Annotated in this window: 16 protein-coding genes; 9 read left to right on the top strand and 7 right to left on the bottom strand. The window is 57.0% G+C overall.

Going from position 1 to position 24,993, the window contains the following annotated elements; translation table 11 throughout:
• Positions 1-17 precede the first annotated feature (17 nt).
• Entirely contained in the window at positions 18-941 is a 924-nt protein-coding gene (gene metF / locus HG800_RS11250) for a methylenetetrahydrofolate reductase [NAD(P)H] (protein ID WP_169976709.1), read from the bottom strand.
• A gap of 381 nt (positions 942-1,322) precedes the next feature.
• Here metF and HG800_RS11245 point away from each other — a divergent pair, with 381 nt between their 5' ends.
• Positions 1,323-2,813 carry a phenylacetate--CoA ligase family protein gene (locus HG800_RS11245; protein ID WP_169976708.1) on the top strand — a complete coding sequence of 497 codons (1,491 nt, stop codon included), beginning with the start codon at positions 1,323-1,325 and terminating at the stop codon, positions 2,811-2,813.
• On the opposite strand, the gene HG800_RS11240 is transcribed toward HG800_RS11245, so the two are convergent.
• The 5 genes from HG800_RS11240 to HG800_RS11220 form a co-directional block, all read right to left on the bottom strand.
• Positions 2,764-3,210, bottom strand: a complete 447-nt coding sequence (locus HG800_RS11240) for a diacylglycerol kinase family protein (RefSeq protein WP_169976707.1) — start codon at positions 3,208-3,210, stop codon at positions 2,764-2,766. The genes HG800_RS11245 and HG800_RS11240 overlap by 50 nt on opposite strands.
• A gap of 47 nt (positions 3,211-3,257) precedes the next feature.
• Entirely contained in the window at positions 3,258-6,953 is a 3,696-nt protein-coding gene (locus tag HG800_RS11235) for a hypothetical protein (RefSeq protein ID WP_169976706.1), read from the bottom strand.
• A 329-nt stretch (positions 6,954-7,282) separates the two neighbouring features.
• On the bottom strand, positions 7,283-10,219 hold the full coding sequence (locus HG800_RS11230; RefSeq protein WP_169976705.1) for an FAD-binding and (Fe-S)-binding domain-containing protein: 2,937 nt from the start codon (positions 10,217-10,219) through the stop codon (positions 7,283-7,285).
• A gap of 218 nt (positions 10,220-10,437) precedes the next feature.
• A complete protein-coding gene (gene folE, locus HG800_RS11225) occupies positions 10,438-11,070 on the bottom strand; it encodes a GTP cyclohydrolase I FolE (RefSeq protein ID WP_169976704.1) in 633 nt (210 codons plus the stop codon).
• Between the two features lie 135 nt (positions 11,071-11,205).
• Positions 11,206-11,895, bottom strand: a complete 690-nt coding sequence (locus HG800_RS11220; protein WP_169976703.1) for an LON peptidase substrate-binding domain-containing protein — start codon at positions 11,893-11,895, stop codon at positions 11,206-11,208.
• A gap of 1,062 nt (positions 11,896-12,957) precedes the next feature.
• Between HG800_RS11220 and HG800_RS11215 the strand changes: the two genes are divergently transcribed.
• The 4 genes from HG800_RS11215 to HG800_RS11200 all read left to right on the top strand — a co-directional run bounded on the left by HG800_RS11215 (position 12,958) and on the right by HG800_RS11200 (position 16,683).
• Positions 12,958-13,533, top strand: coding sequence for a hypothetical protein (locus tag HG800_RS11215; protein ID WP_169976702.1), 576 nt, complete (start codon positions 12,958-12,960; stop codon positions 13,531-13,533).
• Between the two features lie 171 nt (positions 13,534-13,704).
• The gene (locus tag HG800_RS11210; RefSeq protein WP_169976701.1) at positions 13,705-14,265 is read left to right on the top strand and encodes a hypothetical protein; all 561 of its coding nucleotides are present in this window, start codon (positions 13,705-13,707) and stop codon (positions 14,263-14,265) included.
• 182 nt (positions 14,266-14,447) lie between these two features.
• Complete coding sequence (locus HG800_RS11205; protein WP_169976700.1) at positions 14,448-15,554, top strand: serine hydrolase domain-containing protein; 1,107 nt, start codon at positions 14,448-14,450, stop codon at positions 15,552-15,554.
• 40 nt (positions 15,555-15,594) lie between these two features.
• Entirely contained in the window at positions 15,595-16,683 is a 1,089-nt protein-coding gene (locus HG800_RS11200) for a CobW family GTP-binding protein (RefSeq protein ID WP_206352216.1), read from the top strand.
• 143 nt (positions 16,684-16,826) lie between these two features.
• On the opposite strand, the gene HG800_RS11195 is transcribed toward HG800_RS11200, so the two are convergent.
• Positions 16,827-17,714 carry a sulfurtransferase gene (locus tag HG800_RS11195; protein ID WP_235963600.1) on the bottom strand — a complete coding sequence of 296 codons (888 nt, stop codon included), beginning with the start codon at positions 17,712-17,714 and terminating at the stop codon, positions 16,827-16,829.
• A 126-nt stretch (positions 17,715-17,840) separates the two neighbouring features.
• Here HG800_RS11195 and HG800_RS11190 point away from each other — a divergent pair, with 126 nt between their 5' ends.
• The 4 genes from HG800_RS11190 to HG800_RS11175 all read left to right on the top strand — a co-directional run bounded on the left by HG800_RS11190 (position 17,841) and on the right by HG800_RS11175 (position 24,905).
• On the top strand, positions 17,841-18,203 hold the full coding sequence (locus HG800_RS11190; protein ID WP_169976699.1) for a PadR family transcriptional regulator: 363 nt from the start codon (positions 17,841-17,843) through the stop codon (positions 18,201-18,203).
• Positions 18,204-18,269: 66 nt separating this feature from the next.
• Positions 18,270-21,614 carry an efflux RND transporter permease subunit gene (locus tag HG800_RS11185; protein ID WP_169976698.1) on the top strand — a complete coding sequence of 1,115 codons (3,345 nt, stop codon included), beginning with the start codon at positions 18,270-18,272 and terminating at the stop codon, positions 21,612-21,614.
• A gap of 152 nt (positions 21,615-21,766) precedes the next feature.
• Complete coding sequence (locus HG800_RS11180; protein ID WP_169976697.1) at positions 21,767-22,954, top strand: efflux RND transporter periplasmic adaptor subunit; 1,188 nt, start codon at positions 21,767-21,769, stop codon at positions 22,952-22,954.
• 382 nt (positions 22,955-23,336) lie between these two features.
• Positions 23,337-24,905 (top strand): TolC family protein, encoded by a 1,569-nt coding sequence (locus HG800_RS11175; protein ID WP_169976696.1) that lies wholly within the window; start codon positions 23,337-23,339, stop codon positions 24,903-24,905.
• Positions 24,906-24,993: the final 88 nt, after the last annotated feature.

Raw genomic sequence — 24,993 nt, 5'->3', positions numbered from 1 at the left:
GAGAGGGTCGAAATTGATCAGGTCACGGAACTGCGGAGGGCAATCGAGTCTTTCACTCCAAGATTTTGGTAGATCTGTCGCGTCGCGTCGCTTTTGTTCAGTGTGTAAAAGTGGATCCCTCGAACGTGAGCATCGAGCAGGTCGCGGCACTGTTCCGTTGCCCAGTGAATCCCGACCTTGGAGACTTGCTCATTTGTGTAATCGGGCGCACATCGCTCGATTGCTCGGATTAAGCGAGCAGGAAACCTCGCACCGAGAGCCAGGTCGGCCATCCGAACCATTCCCTGTCGGGACGTGATCGGCATGATTCCCGCGATGATTGGCACGCTGATGCCTGCCATCTCGCAACGTTCTCGAAAATCAAAAAAATCACGATTGTCGAAGAAGAGTTGCGTGCAGATGTACTGAGCGCCTCCGTCGACTTTTCGCTTCAAGTAATCAAGTTCGTGAAGGCGATTCGGAGTGCAAGGGTGACCTTCCGGAAACCCAGCGACCCCGATTCCGAATCCGCGAGGGTTGGGCGGGTTCGGGTGACTGGCTATAAATCGAACAAGTTCCTCGGCATATTGGAAAGCGTCGTTCGAGCGATCATAGCCTGATTGATCGCGGGGAGGATCGCCGCGAAGGGCCAGAATGTTTTCGATGCCAGAGACAGCGTAACGGTCGAGGATCGCCCTCAATTCGTCTCGGGTGTGGCAGACGGAGGTGAGATGAGACACGGCGGTCAGGTTCGTCTCATTCTGGATGCGAACGATCAGCTCATGTGTCCGATCCCGAGTTGTGCCACCGGCCCCATAGGTGACCGAAACAAACGAGGGTTGCAACTCTTGGAGCTGACTGATGGTCTGAAAGAGTTCTTCCGAGGCCTTGGTGGTTTTCGGAGGAAAGAACTCGAAACTAAAGGTGGTCTGGTGCTGGTCCAGGATATCGATGATGTGCATTGTCGCCGTCGTCCATTCAAGAGCAGGGACCAATCCCTTGCGTTCTCTTCGGGGGCAGGTGCTCGATAGCGTACTCACTGCCGAGCTTCCGGCCAAGGGCGATTCGGCGGCATATCCTCTCCTCACTGCGATTTCCGAAGATACTGGCAGGAATTGGGATCAACGATCGCCTCATCGAGTTTCTTCGCCATTGTGCCGATGATTGAAGGAACGATTGGTGTTCTTAACCCGTCGTCTCAGCGGAAGCATTTCCACTCCGGACGAGATGACTGCGTAAACGACCATCGTCCGAAGTCAGAGGGAGGTGCTTCGATTCGATGGAGGCGGTCAGGGGGAGTCCTGGATTCGGAAACTGGGAACGGAAATGGTGAGGGAAAGGCCATGATTCGATTCACTGTACGATCACTCATGCTGAACCGCATTCCCAGGCTCCCCGAGAATCAGGTGATCGAACTTCAGCGGCGCCGCCTTCAATCGATTGTCTCTTACGCGATGAAGCATTCCGCGTTCTATCGTAGGAAGTATCAGGGAATCGATCCGAGGAATGTTCGTCTGGAGACCCTTGAGCCGACGAGTAAATCGGAGCTGATGGCACACTTTGATCAGGTAGTGACGGACCCGAACATTCGCCGGGCCGATCTTGAACGTTTTCTGGATAACCCGGCCAACGAGGGGTCGCCCTTCCTTGGGCGCTATATCGCGAGCCACACCTCGGGGAGCCAGGGTCAGCCGATGCTGATCTTGCAGGACCGAAGACTCGCCGAGTTGATGTTCGGGCTGCAAATGACCCGAGGAAACGCTCGAAAAGCGACTCCGATCGAGGCTGCTCGACGATTGATCTCTCCGGCTCGGCTTGCCATCGTGACCTTGAAGCGAGGCTTTTATCCCTCGGCGACCGTTTTCGAGTCGATCCCCCCGGCTGCTCGAATCTTTATGAAGGTCCTTTGGCTTTCACAGACCGATCCTGACGTGATTGATCGGCTCAACACGTTCCGTCCCAGTATCCTGACCGGCTATGCCGGTGTTCTGGAGGAACTTTCGCTCAAGGCCGAGGGCGGGCAACTTCGGCTCGCCCCCGAACTTCAGCAGGTTGTGAACAACAGTGAAGTGCTGACCGATCGGGCCAGGTTGCGGATCGAATCAGCGTTCGGTTGCCATGTCATGAACAACTATGCAACCGGAGAGTGTACATTTCTCAGCAATGGCTGTTCCACCGACTCTGGAGCTCATGTAAACAGTGATTGGGCGATTCTCGAAGTCGTTGACGCTGAGAATCGCCCAGTCCCTGCGGGAACACCAGGGTCCAAGGTGTTTATTACCAATCTAGCCAATCGCACGCTTCCCTTTCTTCGCTACGAGGTCGGGGATGTAGTCACGATGGCGACCGAGCCTTGTCGGTGTGGGAGCCGCCTCCCTCGGGTCGAGCGCATCGACGGACGAACAGCCGACACCTTCTGGATTCAAGACGGAGCGCATTATCGTCAATTGATTTCAAGTGTGTTCAAAAACGCGTTTGATTATGCTCGTGAGGTTCGAGAGTGGCAAGTCACCCAGGAGGATCGGAACCGGTTTCTCGTACGAATTGAAGTGCTTCCAGGCGCCTCGCTTGACGAGCCCCATCTTCAGCGTGTGTTGCACCGGCAACTGGAGATGTATCGTTTCCGAGACATTGTCTCGATCAGAACCGAGGTGGTCGATCGGCTTGGTCCTGATCCGAAGACCGGGAAATTCCGGAGAATTGTGAGTCGCGTCGGACCTCCTTCAGACCTGGAACAGCGGCTCAGGATTGATCATGGGCATGATATTGCTCGTCCTCTCTCAGTTACCAACCAAGCATCTCGCTCAGCTTTGCCGAAAGCACCATCACCGTGAGACATCCGGAGGTGATCGAAGCAAAGAGCAAGCCTCCCGAAGCGATTTCCCGAGCATTTCGTACTCGGGGATCTCCTGGTTCGACAAGGAGGTCAAGTGTCGCGAGAATGGCACATCGGAACGTTTCGGCCACAAGCACCAACGCTGCTGAGACAATCAGAAAACACCATCCGGTAGACGAAACGCCCAGAATGACTGCACAGATGGCGATGAGAAGTCCTCGGTACGCATGGGCAAAAAAGCCGGATTCAGACCTGATTGCCAGCTTAATTCCACGGGCTCCTTCATCGAACTTCAAGCGAGTGGTCGCATGCCTTGGTTCGGTCAGGATCTGAGGATCGCTGGCTGAGCCAGAAAAATCCTGCTCCATGTTTTGCTCGCGCGGCTCGGATTCCATCGCCCCGTCATCATGTGGGTTTCCGGTCAGGAATAGATGCGGTTTGCTCATTGGATTGGTGCGAACCGAAGGTCGGGTCGGAACGGTACCCCAGCGGCCGAGCCGATTCGAGTTCTCGGGCTGAACCGAGGCACCATTTCAAACACGAAAGAGTAATTGTCTTGCAGCGGCGTGTAGTTGAAGCCCACTGTGGTGAGAAAGTCTGCGCCAATTCGCGTGAGGGAGAAGGTGGTCGAGAGGAGCATCCCTTCCCCAAAATCGTAGAGTCCACCGAAGGTTCCGTACCATTTGGGACTCATCCAGTATCCGAAGCTTGTATTGAGCGCGGAGGTTCTGATCGGACCAGTGTTGAGAATGGAGTAGGCCAGGAACATGGTCCCTCGGGGTGGACGGCTAATGTTCACCCCTGCAGTGAATACACTGATGCCATCGGTATTGTTGTTCGGGGACCGTGGGTCACCAACGATGTCGAAGTAATCGAACCACCCGGAAGACACGATGCTCGTTCGATCGCCCAGGAACCATTCATACTGGTACTGAGTTTGACCAAACGGGACCCCAAAATTGTCTCGCTGTGCCTCTGGATAATAGAAGGTCGACAGGTCGAGCGTCATGAAATCGATGATTCTGCGATCATCAATCGGACCTCGTTTTGTTTGAAGACGCTGTAAGGTGCCCAGTCGAACGGTTTGAATGGTGTCCTGGACATCGACCGACCCTGTAATCGGTGAAGATGTGCGACGAAGTGACAGTAACAAGGGATTGTATTGAGCAGGGAGAACACCTGTGCCGTACTCGTTCAACGCGAAGTACCGCCGAACGAGTTCGTAGGTATTGTCGTCCAACTCTTCCTGAACCCCGATGCGATTGAGCCCCAAGGTGGAGTATGCGTTGCGGTAGTCTGCATACAGGACGACCTTGTGCATCAAGCCGTGGAGGTTGAACAGGTCGTTTTCGACGTCCGAGAAAACGCGATAAAACGAGAGATCAGCCCGTGCGCCATAAGCACCCCAGGCTCGGCCAATCATCGAGCCCTGGGGACCTCGGATATAATCCTGGACTGCCAGTGAAGGATCATATCCAAGCGCTGGCAGTGGATTCGTGTATTGATTGTCCCACCCGATCAACTGCCCCTGAACATACGGTGTGACCCGGATAGCCTGGAACTGGAGAGGTAAGTCGATTTGATGATTGGTGTACAGTCGCCCGGTCCGGAAGGGACCACTCGTCGAGGTTGTTGGGTCGAAGGGCAGAAACCCGAAGAAGATCCCCGGATTGTTCACCTCGGCGGCAGTGTGGGTGTTCGCGTAGCTGACCCCGGTTCGCTGGTAGTAGGTGAAGAACCGACCCAGTCCGAGTGGTGCGTCACCAAGACGAAAGTACTCAACCTTGGGGTACCATTGTGACTGAGTGAACCAGTCGAGAGGCATCGCCTCCGCCGTCGCGGTAATGGCCTGATTACGCCACTGGCGAATTCCGTAGACGCGGGTACGCTGATCCAGACCTGAGTCAAAAAGTCTTTTGAAGTATTGTTCAAGAAAGTGGCGGTCCGAGATGTATGCTGCTTCAAGCTGAACGCGAAAGTCATCAAGCGGATCGGCATCCTTGGCCAGAAATGATTGCATGTGGCGGTAGAGAACCCGTCCACGGAAATCCTGAAACGGGGGCACTCCGTTGCGGAAGGCAACAAACAGAGGAGGACCGTTGGTCACGATGGCTGGCCCACCACCGAGGTTGTCGATCCCCCGATCGTAGATCCCCCAGAGGTCGAGATAGCCAAAGTAGTTGGTATCGATATTGGGAAAGAGATCGGTCCCGAACAGTTCTGTTGAGAGATCATCGCCGAAGTAACCGAACTCACTTCCGAGCGCGGGTCCTCGGTCGCTGAGGTAGTCGATGTCGAGATTCCAGTTATCCACCCATTTCGGCTGTCTGAGTCCCAGCAATCGGAAGCCGTCCCAATCGGTTAAGACCATTTGTCCGAACAAGTTGTTGGCACGGAAAGAGATCTGCTGGAGCGGGGGGTTAATATCCTCGGTCGTCGACAGAAATCGGGGCCAGTAGAAGAACGGCACTGGCCCAAGGAAAAAAGTATTGTTTCGCGCGTCGATCAAGAACACGTCGGAGTCGGTGGGTGAATCGACCGGGTTGAGCAGGCGTCTGCGGAATGGCCCCCGTCGCTCGTCGGGTGCAAGTTTGAACATGTCAACGACACTGCTCGTGAATCGATACCCGGGATTGGCAAACGGACTGCCGGTGGTCACGGCATTCCGAGCCTGAATGGTTGGCAAGCCGAGAACCGGCTGACCATCGGGGCCTCGGCCCACCTCCCGAAACTGGGCGATCGAATCGGCCATCGTTCGTAAGGGGGTCAGAAAGCCGGGGGCATATTGCTCTAGCTCAGCATCGAGGGCTAGAAACCGTTCGGTCTTCAGGTCGGCATAGAACCGTTTGGCTTGGTAGCGGACCTGATCATCCTCTCCCGCGAATTCACGCTCGTCACGCCGAAGCTCGACGTCTCCTTCGAGATAGACTTCCAGGGGATCTTCAACGGACTGGGTTGAGGTTCCCAGATCAAGACCACGCCCCATGCTGCTACGGGTCCAGATCACAGCTTCCTTTGCTGTGATGTCGACAAGTCCCATCTCAGGATCATCGACGACAATCTGGACACCACCCGTTGCGATGTAGGTCTCTGTGCCGTCGCTCGTACGAGCCAGACGACGAAATTTGGTCAGCGTTGGGTTCAAGGGATAAATATTGACAACACGTTGCGATCCTGGTGCGAGCGGCATGATGGAAATTGGATCGCCATTGGTCTGACCACCGCGGACCTCGTCTTCCCATTCCTTGTCCGGGAGAGGCAGAATCTCGGGAATGTCTGCCGATCCTCCCATATCGAGATCAATCTCGGGTAAGAGCGGGATCTCGGGCAGGGTCGCTTCCGGAAACTCGGGTTCCGCATCATCCCCTTGGCGAAACTGGGTGGCCGCGGGATTACGGAACGGAGAATTCACCGCGGGTCCTGGGGGAGGGGGAGGGACCTCAACAACCGATGGAGAACGACGGGGAGCTGGCGACGGATCGTTCGGGACGGTGTCGGGTCGGATCTGAAATAGGGAAACGGGTTGCACCTGCTCATCCGGTTCCGAGGGAGGAACCGGGAGGGGGGGCGTTCCGATTTCCGGAACTTCAAGCTCCTCAAAACGGGTCGCAAGAACGCCTGTCTGAGTCGGCTCCGGATTCGGAGCCAGCACCGATCGAGCGTGGAGGAAGAATGCGTCCGCGGGTGGAATCTGACGGATCGAGACAATCGGGACCCCGGTGAACGGCTCGCGGATCTGGACGGTTCGCGTTTCCAGCACCGACCGGTGCGGAGACGGGGGAGAGGCGGTACCCGAAGGACTCAGATCAGGTTTTCCCTGAGCATAGACATGAACACGGTAGCGCTCACCGATTGGGTCAGGGAGCGATTCGATGCGGATCACGGCATCGTTCGCCCGATGCCCGCTGGCCCCCTGGAAGACGGCGGCTCGACCGATGAGGCGGACCCATCGCGTTGATTCCTCGTCCCACGTCACGATCCGATCAGCGGCCAGAACAATCGGTTCGCGATTGGCAATCGGAATAGCACCTGGGTCATCCTGAGCCCGGACTCGATCGCAGGCCATGACGGCGAGGGGCACAATCAGGGCCCATACGCCGATCCGGCGCCGATCGCAGCTCTGGTGGCGACCCTGCACGGCTACACTCCTCTCTCGACCCGAGAACCGGGCTCAGTCAGGACTTCCGAGCGGACCCCTCGCCAATCCCTCGGCGAAGCATCACAACACCCGGCCAGACCCTCCGAGCCGGCATTGGTCGCCTCGATCCTTTGGAGATCGCTCGGCCCGGCACATCGAAGAGGAGTCGCGTCGAAGAGGTCGTCAGACGGGAAGAGCAGACCTCGAGAGGATGCGAGACGTGAAGATCGGTCGGACAATATCGGTCCACGCTCATCACGTCAAGGTGAAGCCTTGGGGAAGCGGCTGTCAAACCTCGACCAAGCCATGGTGCAACTGCATCCCTTCGCTTATCCCAGGGCAAAGCGACGGTCACGAGGTTCTCTAAGCGTCCGCATCTGACCGGGAAGCAACCCATAGCTCATCGCGAGCAGGGTAATCGGGTGAAACGATCGCTTCCGATTGCCCTGTTCCATTTGCATCCGACAGGTCGAACATTCGGCACTGGCCAGTTCGAGGTCGGGGTCTCGGAGTCGATGACGGAGGCCACGCCCCGAGCGCAAGGATGATCGAAAATGGGTGCGGGCCATGCCATAAGTGCCTGCCATTCCGGAACATCCCCGATCAAGGTGCTCGACGTCCAGCTCAGGAATTTGTCGAAGCAGATCAAACGAAGGCATACCAATGTTCAGGGTTCGAAGGTGGCACGGCAGATGATAGCCAACCTTGGCATGAATCGGCACGTGCGGACGGGGCAACAGGCCGCGTGATCGAAGCCCGTGCAGGTAGTGACCCACGTCCATCGTGTTGGCAGCAACGAGTTTGGCGTCCAGATCGTCGGTCAGTTTCAGGTATTCCCGACGAAGCATCAGGGTCGCAGTCGGTTCGGAACAGACGACGGTGTGTCCTTCTCGAACGGCGCTGCCGAGCGTTCGAAGATTCGCCAGAGCTGCTTCTCGGGCGGCATCGAGATCACCCGCGACCATTGCGGGCATGCCACAGCCGAGTTGCCGCTTTGGAACGTAAACCTGAACACCGCAATGGCGAAGCACTGCAATGACGCCTTCGGCAATGGCATGATCGTAGTAATTCGCCACGATATCGAGAAAGTAGACGACTCGTGGACCTGAGCGGTTTCCCACCGGTTCTCCGAGGCCCACTTTCTCGGCTTTTCGGACAAAAGAGGTTCGGCTCGCTTTCGGGAGGCATCGATCCTTCGAGAGACCGACCATCCGGTCAAGCAACCAGCGGGCTGATCGGCTCCCGATCATCCGGTTATAGAACGCCGGCACCCGGCTGGCGAGCCGAGACCAAAGCTCGATTCGGGAGAGAAACCATTCCGAGGGATTGAGTCCGTGAATCTCGGCATAAGCAGCCTTGACTTCGAGCATCATCGATGACACATCAATCCCCGAGGGGCATTCCTGCTCGCAAAGACGGCAATGAACACAATGCTCCGCAGCTTTCCGGGCTGCCTCGCTTCCCCAGATCGAGGGATCGAGCCGACCCGCTGCGAGATCACGGATCAGGCCGACCATGGCTCGGGGGCTCTCCGCTTCACGTCGAGAGGCCCGAAAGCTGGGACAAATACGGAGCATTGGGTCGAACGACCGGCACCCACCACAGCCGTTGCAATCCATTGCGTGTTCGAGAGGTCCTCGATCCTGCCATTGCAACCGAGGTTCAATAATTGGAAGGCTACCGGAGCTGCTGGCTGCTGTCGGTATCGACGCTCGGATCGGTCGTTGTTCGACCCGAGGGGAATCATCTTCCAGGATGCCGGGATTGAGGCAGTCGATCGGATCGAGCAGGGATTTCAAGGACCGAAACCCAGCGGCCACCTGGTCGCTTCGGCTGGGTCCTCGGGGAGAAGCGAATCCCCAGCCGCTTGGACGAGTCGCTCGTCCTCCGACGCTCTCCGCCGCCTCAATGATCGCGTCCACCAACGGTTGCATCCGGCCCCGACAGTAAGGGTCACTGAGATCCAGGAAAGGCCGAACGCGGACCTCTCCAGAACCGACACACCCGTGAAGTGTCCAGTTGAAATCGAGCGATCGAAAAACATGCTGGAGCTGCTGAACAAGGTCACGCCAGGATTCAGGCGGAATATCCAGAGCTGGGACGAGAGCGGTGGGACGAGCCCGTCCTTTCATCGTCATCAGTCGCGGTTCGACGGCCTGTCGCAAGTTCAAGGCCCGCTCACAGTCGGAGCCCTTGGCCATCTCGATGACCGGATTCAGTCGAGAGGGGTTACGAGCCAACCGGTGGACCAATGCCCGGGCTTGACTGGCGGGAACCGAAGGATCGTCACCAAGAAACTCGACGATCAAGGCGGCCTCGGCCGTCGCCGGTACGGCTCCCTCCCAGAACGGGTCGTGTTCTCGAGCAAGTCGGAGCATTCGCCAGTCGAAGAGCTCACATCGTGAGGGGCCTTCTCGAAGGCAGTCGGGTATGGCTGCCGCAGCTTCGGAAAGGCGAGAGAAGGGAAGGATCAGGACCCGTTGGCCAGCTGGGATCGTGCTGGTTTGCAGTGTCAACTCGGTCATCAAGCCCAGCGCACCAAATGATCGATCCAGGACGCGCTGAAGGTGCAATCTGCCTTGGCCACGGATGGCCTGGAACGGGTCATTCGCGGACAGTAGTCCACGAGACGAAGTCGATGACTGCCAATTCAGGAGGGTTGCCATCCGCCGCCGAAGCGTCCGATCGAAAGGCTCGTCCATTGCACTGGGGTCGGCCTCCAGGATCGGCTCCGAGGCAAGTTCACCCGACTCGCCATTGGAGAAGACGACTCGAGCTCGGACGAGCGACCTGGAGAGCGAACCATAGCGAAGGGACCGGGGTCCTCGACCACCAACCGCGATCAGACCACCAAGGGTCCGGCTCCAAGCCCCTGAAGGATCAGGCCAAAGGCGTCGTCCCAGGGGTGTCAACTGCGCGTTGATTTCATCGAGAATAACGCCGGGCTGGACAGTCACGCTCGATTCGCCAATCGAGACGATCCGACGTAGCTCGCAACTGAAGTCGACAATCAGTCCTGGACCGATCGCCGCTCCGAAGAGATTTGTACCGGCGCCTCGCGCATGAATCGGAATGCCTTCAGAAGCGGCATAACGGACCAGTGCTACAACGTCATCGTGTGAGCTGGGAGCAACCACGCCAAGAGGATCAACCTCAAACAGGCTCCCGTCTCTGCGATAAGGGGATCGGGACACCGGATCGAAAAAGAGCGATCCGGAGATCAGCCCCCGAAGATCGTCATAAACCCGAGCCCTGATTTCATCCACAAGCGTGACAACTCTCCGGACGGAGGAGGAACGATGCACTCGATCGCGACACCATCGAGCAGGACCACGAAGCCCCCTCATCCCTCTCGGAGAAACGAAGGCTGCGCGGATCGGGGTCGCGGCGGGATTCGATGAGGACTCCCAGAGTGCAACTCAGACGACCAATCCATCATACCGTACTGCGTCGAGAAACGTAGTGGTCGAGAATGTGGATCGGCTTAAATCCCTCGACTCCCACCGTGGATCAATGAGAGAACCTCCATGCGCGTTGCAACATTCTCTCGGAACGCTCCCCGCATGGCGCTGGTAATGTAAGTGCTTCCAGGCTTCTGCACGCCTCGGACGGTCATGCAGCTGTGGGTTCCTTCCATAACGACTGCGACACCAAGGACATCCAGTTCTTCCATGAGAATGTCCGCTATTTGTTCCGTTAACTTTTCCTGAACCTGGGGACGCCTCGAAAGCACATCGACGATTCTCGGAATCTTGGAGAGACCGACGACCTTGCCCGAGGGCAAATAGGCCACGTGCGCCTTGCCAGAGAACGGCAAGAGATGATGCTCGCAGAAGCTGGAGTACGTGATGTCACGGACGGTGACCATCTCATCGTATTTCTGAGTAAACCGCTTCGTGAGGTGGACGCGAGGATCCTGATGAAGTCCTCGGAAGACCTCCGCATACATGCGAGCAACGCGATCGGGAGTTTCGAGCAGTCCCTCCCGATCCGGGTCTTCACCCACCGCGATCAGAATTTCACGGACCGCCCTCCGAATCCGTTCAAGATCGACCTCGAACGTATCAGTCGAACTCGGCTCCCGATCGTCGGAGAGATCGGAAAGGAACTCATTCATGACGTCGTCTCAACAACTCGGACAGGGGGGTCCTAACTCGAGGGTTGCTCAACCCGGAAGATGACCCGAGGACCAGAGAGACCAATCGAAGACTCGATCCCCGATTGCGGAGGAGCAGGAGACGGAAATCTTCCATTAATTAAGGCTAAATGGTGGAGGAAACCCTGAATCGCTCTCATCGCGATCCTCGTTGGTCGCGCTGAGATGGACTCGCAAGATTCCGATCAGCGACTGCACCCGATCCTCGACTCGCGATTCATTCAAGAACGCCTGCTTCACCGATCCGGGCAGGCCCAGGTAATGACCGAGCAAATCGACGAGAACACCGAGGGGGATGGGCTTATCCAGAAGCCTGGCAATCTCAGGCTCCACTCGGCCTTCCCGGGAGCAAAGGTTCCGAAACTGATCGACCAGTTCGTCTCGGAGCGAATCGAGCGGCTCGTCAGGATACTCATCATCAAGAAGCTCTGCCTGGGCGCGACGGAACAATCGATCTTTGGGGAGTTCGTGAAGAAGTCGAACACGTTTCATGCCGACCAGTAACAGATTGTAACGCCCGTCGGCAAGCCGGCGATGATCGAAAATCTTCCCCAGACACGCGACCGATTCGATGGGAGGATCTTCTTCGACATTCCAATCGACACCATCTTGGAGCTTTACCATGGCAATCAGTCGGTCGCCTGCCAAAGCATCCTCGGTCATCTCACGATATCGTGGTTCAAAAATGTGCAACGGGAGAACGCAATGCGGGAACAAGACGACTTCCGGCAACGGAAAGAGCCGGCAAACGCCCTCGAATCCCCTCAATTCCTGATCCGGGTCCATGGACTCCCTCCTCGGCAGACAACGAACCGACGGTTCGCTGAAGACTCAATCATCATGCGAACCACTCGGGGCAGAGGGGCGGACGGCGCGATTTCCAGTCGCAGACGTTGCGCTGGACTCGAAACATACATTGCTCAAAACCAAGTTCTTAGAAGGAGTTCCGATCATGCAAGCGATTGTATTCTGGCGACTTGGTCCGACAAGGGAGGCCTGCGGGTTTCTCTGCGGTCCACCTCTGCGGCGTCATTGACGAGGATCGCGGTCAACTCGCTCTGCAACTCTCCCTCTCAGGACCACTGAACCCGTTTGTCCATCATCGAGATCTTGACGAGGTGGTCCTAAGCTCTGAACGAAGCGCATGGTGCCTGAGCAACGTCCCCTGTCTCCACTCGTTCGAAATCGAGGAACAGCTCAAGAACAACTGAGTCGCCAACAGTCGACGCCCCTCCCGAATCCAGGAAACCTGCGTCTCGGTCTTGCCAGAGTAAACCTGTGCTGCAACGAACACATTCCTTACGGAAACGTAATTCTGTCGAAGACAATTCCTTGGAAGCGAACTCCAGAGAGAGAGCAGGCGCTTGCGTGGGTGGGAGTGCGGTATTGCTCAGCGGAAGTCTCCAGTCATGCATTCGTCCTGCATCCTGAGTACTCGCCGTGCCGACGAATCCCAAGAAACAAGTTGAGCTCGATGCAACTCTTGAGTAGGGCGTTCTGAATGATCGTCTTGACGGCTCGACACCAAGAAATGAACGTCCTTGTCGTTGAGCACACTACCAAGGGACGTCAGTTCGGGAGAACGTCCCATTTCTTGGAGAGAGCAGGGTATCCTCATTGTCGTGAGGAGGGCTCTGATGCGACCACTCAATGCTTTCCGGGAAATCAGATCGGTGGTGAACTGACTGACGTTCAGGAAGCAGCAGATCTGTCAATCACGTTAGCGATTTCTCGCAATCGCCGCAGGTTGTTCGCCTGGGAGACTTGAGAGGAGGCTGCACAGGGGGTCAACTCCTCGATATGCTCGAACGCAAGGCGAGCGGAGCAGTTTAGGAAGGAGGCCATGCCTTGGCCACACCACCTCAAGATTCGCGGATAAACAAGCCGGACGATTCATTGCATGAGTTGACCTTTGGTGGGGGGCGTGTGTCCTCCTCAGAACGGTCGCCGACTTCGTTCGCTCCGAGGAGTCCTGATGCCGACCTGACCGAGCTCCAGCATCGCTGCCGAGCGAAAGCCGAGGCAGCCCGACGCGCTGCACTTCGACGCCGTCAGGCCGACTCCCTGACCGATTCGCCACGGAACGATCCACCCTCCGACTCCGAGTTCGAAGCCTGGGAGGATCGTCACATTGATTGTTCCTACTGGAGTGATGCGGCTTCAGACTCCGTATTGCAGGGCATCACTCTGCTTGAGGAACTCGCAGGGTGTTACGAGGTATTGTCGGCGTCCTGTGCGCTGGTGCAGGAAGCTGGGGAACATCGTGGATGCCTCGAAGAAGCATCACCCTTCCTTGTCGAGGCGCAATCGGCCCTCCGAGAAGCCATGACTCGTCTTCAAAGGCCTGAAGATTCCGATCAGATTGCAATCTTCGAGCTGCTCCGCATGCTTGCCGCCCGGCATCGAGTCTTCCTCAAACACTAGATGAGAGCTGACGACTGTGCTGATCCCTTTGATTGGCCGGCACGACTTGATCGCATTCCAACTCGATCACGTTCGGGAGGCATGGCCCTTAGAAAACAGACCCACCTTGCAGAGCTTGGCCATCTTTAGGAAACCAATCGCTGTGAGGGAAGTGAGGAGGAGGAGTGGCAGGTGTTGATCAATATCGTCACCGAGCTAGTCAAATCCGAAGTCCCACCGAGTGACCGAGCGATTCGCGAGTTGCTTGTGCCCATCATTGATGAGCTTCCCGAACAGGCACACCTACCTTCAGGATTCCGTCTCGATCTCCGGGAAATCGACCGTTATCCGGCGTGTGTGGACGATTCCAGTCCATCGCATCACATTCCGAAACCCACAGGCGAGATTGCCGAAGTCGGTCGATTGCTCGCGGGGCGTTCGATCGTGTTGATCGGAGGTGATCGGCGTCCTGAGGCACAGAACGCTCTGGTTTCGGGGCTCGGTCTCGACGAATTGGTCTGGATCGAAACACGAGAGCACCAGTCCGTTGCGACCTTCGAACCAGTGAGCTCACGTCCGGAGGTCGTTCTGGTGCTCTTTGCCATTCGATGGTCAAGTCACGCGTTCAGCGAAGTAAAGAACCTTTGTGATCGACTCGGGAAACTTCTGGTCCGGCTTCCCGGCGGTTACCACCCCAATCAGGTTGCCTTCCAAATTCTGAATCAATGCGGTGAACGGTTGCAAAATTCATAAAAACAAAGGGTTTTTTAACTCGGAGATGTCTGATTCTATTAGAAAATTCACTTTCTGATTCAATTTGCTCAAGGCTCTGTCTTGGTCCGTTGTGTGACTCTGACTGACTCGTGCTTCTCGGAACAGACACGAGACCCAACCAAGAGCAAAATCATTTTCATGATGCCTGCGAGATGAGTTCCATGGTAACACGTCGATCGCTTCTCCAGACCGGTGGGCTGGCCGCATGGGGGCTCCCGCTCCTCACCACAATCCAGGCGAATACTGACCCACGCGAGGCCGCTGCGGAAGTGCTGGCTCAGGCAACTGCAAGTGGGCAGGTAAGTGCAGCAACCCTCTGTGTCTGCCAGCACGAAGAGCAGTTCCTCCGTCACTTCGGGACGGCCCAGTCCGTCAACGATCTGTTCCTCCTGGGCTCGATCTCGAAGCCCATCGCGGTGGCTGCGGTCATGACGCTCTTTGACCAGGGGGCGTTTTCTCTTGATGACCCGGCTCGAACGTACCTTCCGGAGTTCTCTGGGCAAGGACGGGAAACGATTACCATCCGCCATCTGCTGACTCACGTCTCGGGACTGCCCGATCAACTTCCAGAAAACAATGACGTCCGCGCCCGACATGCCCCGCTACAAGAGTTCGTCGAGAGGGCTCTCCGAACCCCGCTCCTCTTCGAACCTGGCACGCGTTACGGCTACTCGAGCATGGCAATCTTGCTGGCGACCGAGATCGCTCGACGCATCAGCGGGATCGAGACCGCGACTCTGCTGGATCAAACCGTCTTCCAGCCGCTCGGCATGAAGCACTCGTCCCTGGGGCTTGGTCGCTTTCCGATCGAAGCCGTGACGCCGTGTCAAACCGAACTTGCGGCTCCAGAATCTGGCGTGGGTGATTCGAAAGCGCGCAGCTGGGACTGGAACAGTGTCTACTGGCGAAGCCTGGGAGCCCCCTGGGGAGGGGCTCACGCCTCGGCTCCCGACGTAGCACGGTTCCTGGCTGAATTCCTACTTGAGGAGGGGAAGGTGGTCCGTCCCGAAACGGCTCGTGCAATGACCCAGAATCAACGGGCAGACGAGAATCCTCCTCGCGGTCTCGGCTTCGCTCTTGGATCGAGTCTTGGGGGAAAAGGCTGCTCCAATCAGACCTTCGGTCACACGGGATCAACAGGAACGCTTGCCTGGGCCGATCCCAGGTCGCAGACAATCTGCGTCATTTTGACAACCTTGCCAGGTCGAGCTGCCGAGCCCCACCCCCGTACCATCGCCTCGGATCACTTGACCAGCGCCTTCTGTTGATTGTCCAATACGTATGACATTATGTTGAGATCTTCATAAGATGATTGAAAAGCTTGAGTCCGCCCCAAAGACCCGGACCAACACCACAATGGCTGAGTTGCAACGGATTCGGACCAACCTGATCACGGGATTCCTTGGCACTGGCAAGACCACGACGATCAATGCCTTGATTCGACAGCGTCCCGACGCAGAACGTTGGGCCGTGTTTGTCAATGAATTCGGCATGGTGTCGGTCGATCATGTACTCTACGAAGGCCAGGATCCTGAGATTGAGATCGCCGAACTGGGAGGGGGCTGCATGTGCTGTTCAACGGCATTCCTGATGCCTCCCTTGCTGGCTCGGTTGATTCGAACTGCCAAACCGCATCGGCTCCTCATCGAACCGACAGGAGTTGGTCATCCCGCCGCGATGATCGATCAACTTCGCGGCGAGCACTTTGGCCATCTTCTCGAACTCGGCCCAACCCTCTGCGTGATCGATCCGAAGGACTTCGCCAATCCTCGACTCCAGTCGAGCCCCATGTTCTTCGATCAAATTCAGATGGCAGACATCATCGTCATCAATTGGACCGATACCCGAGACCCTGCACTCGTTCGAGGGTGTCGAGAATGGGTTGAACAGTTTGATCCGCCCAAACTGTTCGTTCAGGAGACGAGTCAAGGCCAGATCCCCCTCCATTGGCTTGATCTTGAGGGATCGAGAGTACGTCTTCCCCGCTTCCAGAAGGCCCATGACCAGGAGCGTCAGGCATCGGACGTGTTGCACCAGTCAGGCCATTCAGCATCCACTGTCCTGATCGACGCCCCTCCCATTCTGGGGCATCCCAGGAGATTCGAGAATTCCGATGGACTCCAGCATGCCTGCGGGTGGATCTTTCACCCGGACGAGCGATTCGATCGGGACGCGCTGTTCGATTTCCTCACCCGAGTCGGACCGATTCTTCGTCTCAAAGGAGTATTTCGATGCGAGGATGATTGGTGGGCAATCAATCGCGTGAAAGACGAAACACACCTTCGACCATCAACGTATCGCCGTGATAGTCGTCTTGAAGTGATCCTTGATGAAGAGACTCGGGATTGGTCCGAGTTCGAGTCGGAGCTACTCTCGTCTCGGCAGGTTCCCGAGTAGTGACAGATCGATTCCTCGACGTCGTTCGAGATAACGTCCTCGATGGAATTTCTCAACGCACTCCCTCGATTCGAGGTTTCAGCTCGACCCCCCAATTCGCTGCCGATAATCCCCGGTTGTGGAAGAGGGGGCTAAGGGGGGATTCAAGGACGAAAATCGGTCGCAACGGGGGTTTCTTCGGCGTTCCCCCAGTCGGACCAGCCAAGATAATAGTTCCTACTTGGGTATCCGAGACGTTGAAGCACAAAGGCGTCGACAGAGGCTCGTCCTCCCCCCTGACAGTGGGTGATCACCGGCTTTCCTGGTTCGAGCCCGATCGCCTTCAATCGGGGGCGGATTATCTCCTCAGGAAGGAATCGGCCCTCATCGTCAACCAGAGTGTTCCATTCGAGTTGGCAAGCGGTTGGCACGTGCCCCCCTCGCTTCGACCGGGCAACCTCGCCGAGAAATTCGCCGTCGCTCCGGGCATCAATGACCTGTGCCGAGCCGGTATTCACGGCGTCGAGGACTGTGGATCGATCGGCATGCCGATCATCTCGGATTGAGATTGGAAAGGTTCGTGGTTCGACGCTGACGGATTCGGTCGAGACGGGTCGACCTTCGGATTGCCAGAGCGGGAAGCCGCCGTTGATGAGGCCAACTTCATCGACACCCAGGTATCCGAGCAGCCACCAGCACCGTGCGGCATCTTTTTGGCGGTTGGCGTCGTAGATATAGACGGCGGAGTCCGGAGCCAGTCCAAGTCGCTTGATCCAGGACTTCCATCGTTCGATGTCCTGCAATCCTCCTGGCTCTCCCGCCATCCGTTCAACCTCTCGGGCATCAACCCACAGGGCCCCGGGCAGGTGCCCGGCGCTGTACTCTTCGCGCGATCTTACATCGAGCAACACAAAATCCGAATCATCAAGCCGGGCTTCCACCTCGTCGAAGCTGAGAAGCCGAGCGATCTGGTTTGAATTGTCCTCGGCCACTCCCATGAGTGGGGTGATCAGACCAAGCCACATAACGAGCATGAGTCGCGGATTCTGCATCGGTCACCCTCCATGTGTGATTCGTTCGTTTTCGACCGGGGTCATTCCATCTCCAACCGCAACGGCCCCTTGCGACTCAGATTCTTGTACGGATAGGATCGGGAGTCAATATCGAGGTGCGATGCCATGAGCGAATTACTGACCAGGCTGTTTTTTGGTGGTTTTGTTCGGATGCACATTCTCTATCACGCCGTGAAGGAACCAATCTTTGGCGCAGAAATGATTGAGGAATTGAATCGGCATGGCTATCAGGTTGGTCCAGGAACGCTCTACCCGATGCTTCACCAGATGCTCGAAGCCGGATTCCTGACCGTCTCCGTCGAAACGGTCAATGGGAAGCAACGAAAATATTATCGAGCAACTTCGGAGGGAGCCCAGGCGCTCGAGGAGACCAAGGCGAAGCTTCGCGAACTGGTTTCCGAAGTGTTGCACGATCAACTCCCGGATGACACGACTCATGATCCTAGCGTTTCGGATCGCGACGAATGAGCATGCGCCGACGTCCGTCGTTCTCCCCCGATCCCCGCCGATTCTGCCTGCACGAGCAACTCTTTCATGAACCCGATTGCCTTCTCGATGCAACGCCCGTTTACGGTCATGGTAGCGATCGTTGCTGTGGTCCTGGGAAGTGTGCTCGCGGCGGTCCGAATGCCGATCGATATCTTCCCAAATTTGAATTTGCCTGTGGTTTATGTCTGCCAGCCTTATGGAGGCATGGACCCGGCGCAGATGGAAGGGTTGCTCACGAATTACTACGAATACCACTTCCTGTACATCAATGGAATTCACCATGTGGAATCCAAGAATGTGCAGGGAATGGCCATCATGAAGCTCTTTTTCCATCCTGGGACGAATATGGCCCAGGCAATGGCAGAAACGATTGGTTATGTGACTCGATCGCGAGCCTTCATGCCTCCTGGGACCGTCTCTCCCTTCATCACCCGGTTCGACGCCGGAAGTGTACCGGTGGGCTACCTGGTTCTATCGAGTGAAAGTCGGACGATTGGAGACATTCAGGACCAGGCATTGTTTCGGGTTCGGCCCATGTTTGCGGCCTTGACGGGAGTCTCAGCTCCTCCTCCATTCGGGGGAAGCCAGCGAAGTGTGGTCATCCGACTCGATCCTGAACGTCTACGGTCGTATTCGATGTCTCCCGATGAAGTGATCCGCGCACTCACTTCTGGCAATGTCATCAGTCCTTCGGGCAATATCCGGATTGACGATGAGATGCCCATCGTGCCAGTTAATTCACTGGTCAAGGATATCAAGGAATTGCTGACCATTCCTATCCGACCCGGAGCTGATCCGACAATCTACCTCCGCGATGTTGGGACAGTTGAGGATGCAAGCGATCTCACTGTCGGTTATGCACTTGTTGATGGAAGGCGAGCCGTATACATCCTCGTAACAAAACGGGCCGAGGCGTCCACTCTCTCTGTCGTCCGAAATGTGAAGAACGCTCTTCCGGAAATGCAAGCCGTTTTGCCCGACGATATTCGAGTGAGTTTCGAGTTCGATCAGTCTCCAACCGTGACCAATGCGATCGAGTCGGTCGGGGTCGAAGGCTTACTCGGAGCTGGATTGATCGGGGTAATGGTCCTGATCTTTCTGAGGGACTGGAGAAGTGCGTTGGTCATCGTCCTGAATATCCCGATCGCCATCGCGGCTGCATTGTTCGCGCTCTGGCTGACTGGTCAGACGATGAATCTGATGACACTGGGAGGACTAGCCCTGTCCATCGGGGTGCTGGTTGATGAATCAACGGTTGCGATTGAGAATATCCACGTCAGGATGAGGAAAGACCCCTCCCTGGCAACCGCGGTGAAACGTGGAACCTTGGAAACGGCCTTGCCTCGGTTACTCGCCATGCTCTGTATTCTGGCTGTTTTCATTCCATCGTTTTTCATGGAAGGGGCGGCTCGGGCGCTCTTTGTCCCAATGTCGCTGGCGGTTGGCTTTGCGATGATCGCTTCGTATATTCTCTCCAGCACGTTTGTCCCTGTGATGACGACCTGGATTGTCCGAAGACAAGACGGAGGAGAGGCCCATTCTCAGTCTTCACGTCTAAGCCTGTTTGACCGCTTCGCTAACCGCTATGCAGAGTTGGTCCGAAGTCTGACTCGAATTGCCCCCGCCGTAGTCGTCATCTACCTTGTCGGCACCGGATTGGTCGCCTATGGCCTGGGCCGTCAACTCGGTCTGGAAATTTTCCCAAGCGTTGATGCGGGACGGTTCCAACTAAGGTTGAAGGCGCCCGCTGGCACCCGCGTTGAGAAAACCGAGCAGATCATCCGAGACGTCCTCGCGACTCTTGAAGACGAAGTGGGCCGCGACGAGATTGAGATCTCGGTCGGTTACGCAGGCTTGATTCCTTCAAGCTATCCAATTAACGCCATTTATCAATGGACAGGGGGTCCGGAAGAGGCGATGCTCCGAGTGGCTCTGAACCAACAATCCGGCGTCACGATTGAGGAGTTGAAACGCAGACTCCGGGAGCGACTGAACGCCGAAATGCCATCGGTCGCCTTTTCGTTTGAACCGGCCGATCTTGTCAGTGATGTAATGAGTTTCGGCTCCCCTACCCCGGTCGAGGTCGCCGTCAGTGGCCCCGACTTTGCTGAGGTTCGTCGGCATGCGGAAAAAATTCGGTCCGAACTAAGTGCCACACCTGGCCTGAGTGATGTTCGCTACGGTCAAACACTGGATTATCCTGCGGTTCAGGTCACCATTGATCGCGAGAAAGCTGGTCTCAGTGGAATTACTCCTGAAGAGATTTCTCGATCGTTGATTACAGCGACATGGTCCAGCCGTTTTGTTGTTCCGAACTACTGGCCTGATCCAAAGTCGGGGATCGGATATCAGGTACAGATCGAAATCCCTTATCAGGAAATGACCTCGCTTGATGATATCAGAACAATCCCGATTCGTCAGGCTCAAGGAAACGGCGTCCCATTACTGCTTCGAGACGTGGCCAGCGTTGAGCGGTCCTCCGTTCCCGGACAGTTCGATCGATACAACATGAAACGGACCCTGACTCTCACGGCCAACCTCGACGGCATGGATCTTGGCCGGGCATCTGCGGCAGTCGACCGCGCGATCGAACGAGCTGGCGAACCGCCAAAGGGAGTGACCGTAGCGGTTCGAGGGCAACTGGTCCCTCTCCGTGAGATCTTGAGCGGTCTTGCAGTGGGGCTGGGGATGTCAGTCCTGGTGATCCTGCTTGTACTGACAGCGAACTTTCAGTCGGTCCGTCTTGCTCTGGTTGCAGTGGCGGCTGGCCCCGCAGTCATTGCCGGCGTGGTCGTGGGTTTGAGGATGACAACAACGACAATCAACATTCAGTCGTTTATGGGAACAATTATGGTCTTCGGTGTGGCGGTTTCCAACGCGATTCTACTTGTCACCTTCGCGGAGCGGAGCCGGATCGTCGATCGCCTCTCCGCGCAAGACGCCGCCGTGGCTGGTGCTCGCGGCCGGTTACGAGCCATCCTGATGACGAGCGGCACCATGATCGTCGGCATGCTACCCATGGCCTCCGGGATCGGAGACGGCGGGGATCAGACGGCCCCACTCGGTCGAGCTGTAATTGGTGGACTCTCGTTCGCCACCCTCTCCACACTGTTTGTGCTCCCGAGCGTGTTCACCCTGATTCAGGGTCGAGTGGGACGGGACTCCTCGTCGCTTGATCCGGATGATCCGGAGAGTCCTCACTTCGTCCGTATTCCTTCTTCTCACCTCAGCTCTACGCTCCAGGAAGGCGTGGCGAGTCCTGAGGTTCGGGAGTCGACGCTGTCTCCATCCTTCCCGCCTCAAGGCGATGTGACTGCCAAACCGAATTCTCAAGCTCCGATTCCCGATCCCCGAAGCGAGACCAAAGGAGACACGGGAGCCACGTCATGATCCGTTCCCGATTTCAATGCACGCAATGGCTGTTCATCTCGATGCTGGTATCTGGGCTCGTCCCTCTGTCGGGTTGCGGATCGGCTGGCGATGCCGTTCCGGTTCAAGCACAGACCACATCCGAGCCCCCAATCGCGCGGGTTTCTACCGTAATGCCCGAACGGGGAACCATTCGCCGCGTCACGAGTGAACCCGGCCAGATCGAGGCCTTCGAGACCACTGACGTACTGGCGAAAGTCTCCGGCTATGTCCGGACCTTGGCCGTAGACCTTGGAGACCATGTTGAGGTGGGACAACTCCTTGCCGAACTCGATGCCCCGGAACTAGACGCGGAACTCGACCGTAAACGTGCTCATCTGGAGCAAGATCGCGCGGATCTCGATCAGACCAAGGCAATGGTTGAGGTCGCTCAAGCGGCTGTCGCCACCGCCTTGGCCGGGATTGAACAAGCCAAGGCCGCCATGCGACGCTCCGAGGCCGTGGTCACCCGCTGGCAGGCCGAATTTGACCGGATCGAACGCCTCGTGAGCGAGCGAGCGATTACCGAGGGGCTTCGCGATGAAACACTCAGCAAACTGGAATCGGCGAGAGCATCCAGGGACGAAGTGGTAGCCCAAATCCAACTGGCCGAGGCCAGCCACCTTCAAGCGAAGGCCGAACTGTTGCGAGCTCAGGCAGACGTGCTCGTCGGCGAGGCCCATCTCAGGGTTGCCCAGGCGGACGTTCGTCATGCCGAAGCCATGCGGTCGTTTACCCAAATTGTTGCGCCCTTCGAGGGAACAATCACAAAACGATTCATCGATACCGGACATCTGACCGATCCCAGTGGTTCCCGAGACCCATTGCTCTCGATCGCTCGAACCGATGTTGTTCGCGTGGTCGTCGGCGTGCCCGAGGTTGATGCTCCGTTGATCAACACGGGAGACCGAGCCGAGATTCGTGTCCAGGCTCTTGGGGGTCGAACGTTTGAGGGAAGTGTAACGCGCTCATCCTGGGCGCTCGATCGTGCCACCCGGACCCTCCGGGCCGAGATCGACCTGGAGAATCTTGATCGCATGCTCCAGCCTGGTTTGTACGTCTACGTTTCCATCATTGCTGACCAGCGGGATGACGTCCTTAGCCTCCCCTCGTCTGCGGTCGTGATTGATGGGACGGAAGGAGCCTTCTGTATGGTGATCGTCGATGGTCGCGTTCAGCGTCGAGCTGTTGAACTCGGACTTAACGATGGGACTCGCGTCGAGATTCGCTCTGGGCTCCAGGAAATCGAACCTGTGGTAGACTCCGACCCCTCGGCGCTCGTACCCGGCCAGCCCGTCGAGGTCATCGAAGCGTCCACCTGATCTCGTAAAGAAAGCGTCTTGGTCAGCCCCCAAATGATCGAGGCGTCTCAAAATCGACGGATCGTGATGATCGTACTGAACACGTCAATTGGAGGACCGGCTCATGATATTCGATATCGAGCACCGATAACGAAAGGGCAACTGGGCATGATCGTCCTTGAGATCGCGAGTTCAAGCGACGATCAGGATGGATCGGAACAGGTCAAGGAGGTCGAAACGCATGGTATGCGTGCGATGGAACGCACCCCGAGCCGTTCCGCAACGGATGTTGCTCGGCCTCATCATGCGAATTCCCCTTGTTGGAGGGTGTCTCTCATCCTCAATCGCCGCCCAGGAACCGAGCGTTCTTGCCACCTCGGCATCTCAGATTGAGTCGTCAGGGATGTTGCCTCCCGCACTCCGAGGAACTCCTCTCCAAGCCGCTCAGATTGTCCAGCCGCAGGATCGTTCTCCCTTACCGTCGGGTGGGGCGACTCTCTCGACCGAAATTCGAGTCCAGGACGATCCGGGGAAGCCCCTCGTTCCCGATCAGGCGGTTTTTCCGATCGATCTGGGTAATGCCTTACGGTTGGCCGGAGCCCGCGATATCGAAGTTCAGATTGCCAGGCAACGCGTTGCGGAAGCACTCGGTGAGCTTCAACTCGCGCGGTCTGCCTGGCTCCCAAGCATCTATTACGGCCCTCAGTGGATGAGACACGACGGTCAGGCCCAAATTGTCGAAGGGCCTGTCCAAACCATCAGTAAAAGCAGCCTGTTCGTCGGTGGGATGGCGGCACTCGGTGACGGAATCTCCGGTCCTGTTCCTGCGGGCGGGCCGCCGAACGTGGGAGGCTTCTCAACGATCTTGAGACTCTCCGACGCGATCTTTCTCCCAATGGCAGCCCGACGGGTAGTTGATGCTGAGCGTGCCGGTGTCTCGGTCGCGGTCAACAATGCAATTCAAGGGGTTGCAGAGGCATACTTTGATCTTCAGGCTGCCTCGGGGAAACTCGCGATCGCCTCGGAGGCAGCCGAGAACGCCGAGGTGCTTGTCGAACTGACCAGCTCATTCGCCAGGACGGGCCTCGGCCTCGAAGCGGATTATCGTCGGAGTCTCGTGGAGCGGGATTTGCAACGCAGAGAGGTGGCCGAGGCAGTTGGGTTACTCGAAATGGCATCCGCCGAGTTGACTCGACGGACTCGACTCGACCCACGAATTCGTGTAAGGCCGGTCGAGCCTCCCGAATCAATCCTCCGCTTCATTCCAGACGACACCTCGCCAGACGACTTGATCACAACGGCCCTGCTGAACCGTCCTGAACTTGCCGAACAACGGAAATTTGTCGAAGCGACCTTGATTCGCTTGAAACAGGCTCGATTACGTCCGTTCGTTCCGAGCCTTGCGACGCGTGTTTCCGGGGGAGGTTATGGTGGCGGCCGAAATGACTTTTTCGGAAATTTTGACGGCCGCTTTGATACCGATGTGAATGTGTTTTGGGAACTCCGAGGGCTCGGTGTCGGAGACGCAGCGTACATGAAGATGGCCGACGCTCGAAATCGGGAAGCAAAACTCCGGGTCCTCCAGGTCCAGGACCAGGTGGCAGCTGAAGTGGTCCAGGCCGAGAAAATGCGACGTGCAGCATCTCGCCAAATCGCCGAGGCGGAACGGGCAGTGCCCGACGCCATCCGATCACTTGAGCTGAATATTGCCAATATCCGCCGAGGAGCTGGGCTTCCCGAAGCGACCCGCCCAATCGAGGTCCTCCAACCGATCCAGGCCCTTGCTCGAGCCAGGCAAGCGTATCTCGATTCCGTGCTCGACTACAATCGGGCCCAGGTTCGTCTTTATTTTGCAATGGGGAGGCCCGAATCCCTCCCCTCTCCCGCGACCCCGACCGAGTGGATCCTTCCTCCTCCACTCCCGAACGCCGAGCCGATCGCACCCCCCATACTTCCCGACACCATCGAATAAGACTCGGGCATCGGATGATGCATTGGCTCCAGTGTCATCAATCAGGTCTAGAAAAAATCATGTTTTTGGAAAGCGTTTTTATGTTAAT

Source organism: Tautonia rosea, from assembly GCF_012958305.1.
Classification (GTDB): Bacteria; Planctomycetota; Planctomycetia; order Isosphaerales; family Isosphaeraceae; genus Tautonia; species Tautonia rosea.
This window is presented reverse-complemented; position numbering and strand designations above follow the sequence as displayed.